Origin of the sequence: Ruoffia sp. FAM 24228 (assembly GCF_045528575.1) — a bacterium.
GTDB lineage: Bacteria > Bacillota > Bacilli > Lactobacillales > Aerococcaceae > Ruoffia > Ruoffia halotolerans.
Genome location: NZ_JBGQQZ010000117.1, coordinates 1 through 2517, shown reverse-complemented (window position 1 = coordinate 2517; position 2517 = coordinate 1). Strand labels below are relative to the sequence as shown.

Here is a 2517-nt window from a genome sequence, read left to right as displayed (position 1 = left end):
GAAGGTTCATTTAGTTAAAATCTACTTCGAGAACGCACTATTTTGTAGAAAAATTTCCAATTTTTCCAAGAACGATTAATTTATTCAAGAAACCAGCTTAAATTATAGAGGTATGAATTATTCAGGTCATTAGGTGTTTATAAATTTTTCTTCCTAAAGTTTCGTCATTTTCAGTATTTTCATCAGTATCAGACTTATAATTGTCACCTTTAAGAATCTTACCTTCTCCACTTAATGCCTTTTCAATTAAATTATCAGCTTCTTTTATTCCTTTACCAACTGATACAGATATTACTCTCTTTCCTGCAAATCTTTCAGCTTGAACATCTTTATCTGATGCAATTATTACCACATCGGCTTCTTTAATCTCTGAGGGCGTTAATTCATTTTCTATTCCAACTTGTCCATGTGTTTCTACTTTTATAGGTACTCCCCTTTTTTTAGCGGCCTGCTCCAAAGCTTCTTGTGCCATATATGTATGCGCTATCCCTGTTGGACATCCTGTAGCAGCAATTATTTTGTATTTTTCCATTTTTTATTCCTCCACTATTTTTTCGATTTTTATCTGCTTTAATAATTCCGGTACGTCTATAAAATCTGTTAACCCTGGTGAAAATGCTGTTGAGCTACCTGCTGCTACTGCAAATGCTAGTGCATCTTCTACTAACTCTCCATTTAATCTTTTTGCTACAAAACTCCCTAATAAAGTATCTCCCGAGCATGCTGTATTTACAACATTCCCTTGAGGTGCATTCACTTTAAATGCTGAATTATCATTAACATACATTGCTCCATCAGATCCTAAGGACAATAAGACACTCTTAGCTCCTTTCTTTATCAAGTCTTTACACACAGCTAGCATACTTTCCGTTGAATTCACTTTCGTTTTCGTCCAAATTTGTAATTCCTCAATATTAGGTTTTAACATAAGAGGTTCAAATTCTAATAAATCCATTACAATTTCATAACTAGTATCCAGTATGAATTGTACTTTATTTTCACTTAAAATTTTTATAATATCTATTAAAAATTTTGGTTCAATCCCACGAGGAAGACTTCCACTTATTATTAACATATCACTATTTTTAAGATTTTTTATAATATCTAATAATTTATTTTTTTGTTGATAATTTATATTCGGCCCTTTGTTTACGAGTTTAAATTCATCTTTTTTCGAGAGTACCCTAGTAAACACATTTATTCTTGTGTTTCCGTCAACTGACACAAAATTTGTTCCTATATTTTTCTTATTTAACTCATTTATGATATAATCGCCTGTAAACCCTCCCACATACCCTAAAGCAGTGGTGTCAATATTAAGTTGTTTCATAATAAAAGAAACATTAATACCTTTTCCATTCGGTTGTAATTCATCATAATTTGACCTATTTACTGAATCATACTCTACTTTGTTTGTTTCAATAAAAAGATCAATCGCTGCATTCATTGTCAATGTGTAAATCACAGTATCCCTCCGTTCATATATATTATAACTAAATTCTAAATGAAAATGTTTTCAGAGCCTGTGTTTCAAACGAAAACATTTACAATATTTTGAAAGGAAGTATTTAATGACCACAAATAAATTAACGCCGTCCGAAGAGTTCGTTTGGCAATATATCAATGATAATGTTACCAAGATTCCAGCGATGAGCATTGTTCAATTAAGTGAAAAATCAAATGTATCAACTGCGACTATTGTTAGAACTATGAAAAAAATGGGTTTTGAAGGCTATACATCATTTAGACATACTTTAAAAAGTTCTACAAATTCAAATGAAGAATGGAATTTCGAACTTATTGATGTTGCTGATCAAAATATTCGCCGTGCGATAGAAAAGAATGAACAAGAAACACTGCTAACTATAAAGCAAGTTGATAGTACTACAATAGAGGATGCTGTCCAAAAAATAAGTTCTTCTAGAAAAGTAATTATTTTTGCCAGAGGCTTATCGACTTATGTTGCAGAAGAAATGATGTTAAAATTTCTTGTTCTCAATAAATATTGTGAAACATACTCAGATCCAAATATCATCAGAATCAAAAGTAGGAATATTCATGAAGATGATGTAGTGATTTTTATCTCCCTAAGTGGCGAGACCGAAGAGTTGGTTGAGGCTAGTGACAATTGTTTGAGAAACGAAACAACAACTATAACTATTACGACCTCTAAACATAGCTCTTTAGCGAAAAACTCCACTTTATTATTTCTAGGATTTAAGGCTTCTGACTCCTTTATCCCTGAATTTGAAGTCAAATCAAGACTCCCTTTATCTATTCTAACTAGGATTATTTCGGACGCTTATGCCGTGAGGATTAATGATGATTTCAATTAAATATTATAAATAACTCGTAAAAAATATTTAGGTTTTTTACGAGTTATTTTCTGTTCCTGAATAATTCATAGTTTTACTAATAGTCTTTCCTAACATTGATTTAATAGTCTTTAAAGTAATCTGCTTCATCACCCATTAGGTGATGAAAAAAGACCCCCTTTCTGATATGGTTAATTCACCA

The 2517-nt window shown here is 31.4% G+C and carries 2 protein-coding genes and 1 pseudogene; 1 reads left to right on the top strand and 2 read right to left on the bottom strand.

Annotated features, from left to right (window positions below; all coding sequences use genetic code 11):
• Positions 1–127 precede the first annotated feature (127 nt).
• Positions 128–532, bottom strand: a pseudogene (locus tag ACEN33_RS12110) (PTS fructose transporter subunit IIB); the annotation flags it as partial.
• 3 nt (positions 533–535) lie between these two features.
• Complete coding sequence (pfkB, locus tag ACEN33_RS12105; protein ID WP_407089690.1) at positions 536–1465, bottom strand: 1-phosphofructokinase; 930 nt, start codon at positions 1463–1465, stop codon at positions 536–538.
• A 106-nt stretch (positions 1466–1571) separates the two neighbouring features.
• Between pfkB and ACEN33_RS12100 the strand changes: the two genes are divergently transcribed.
• Positions 1572–2336, top strand: coding sequence for a MurR/RpiR family transcriptional regulator (locus ACEN33_RS12100; RefSeq protein ID WP_407089691.1), 765 nt, complete (start codon positions 1572–1574; stop codon positions 2334–2336).
• The last annotated feature ends 181 nt before the right edge of the window (positions 2337–2517 follow it).

Excerpts from the sequence above, each read along its gene's own strand:
- ACEN33_RS12100 (WP_407089691.1), top strand. The coding sequence starts at position 1,572 with ATGACCACAAATAAATTAACGCCGTCCGAAGAGTTCGTTTGGCAATAT.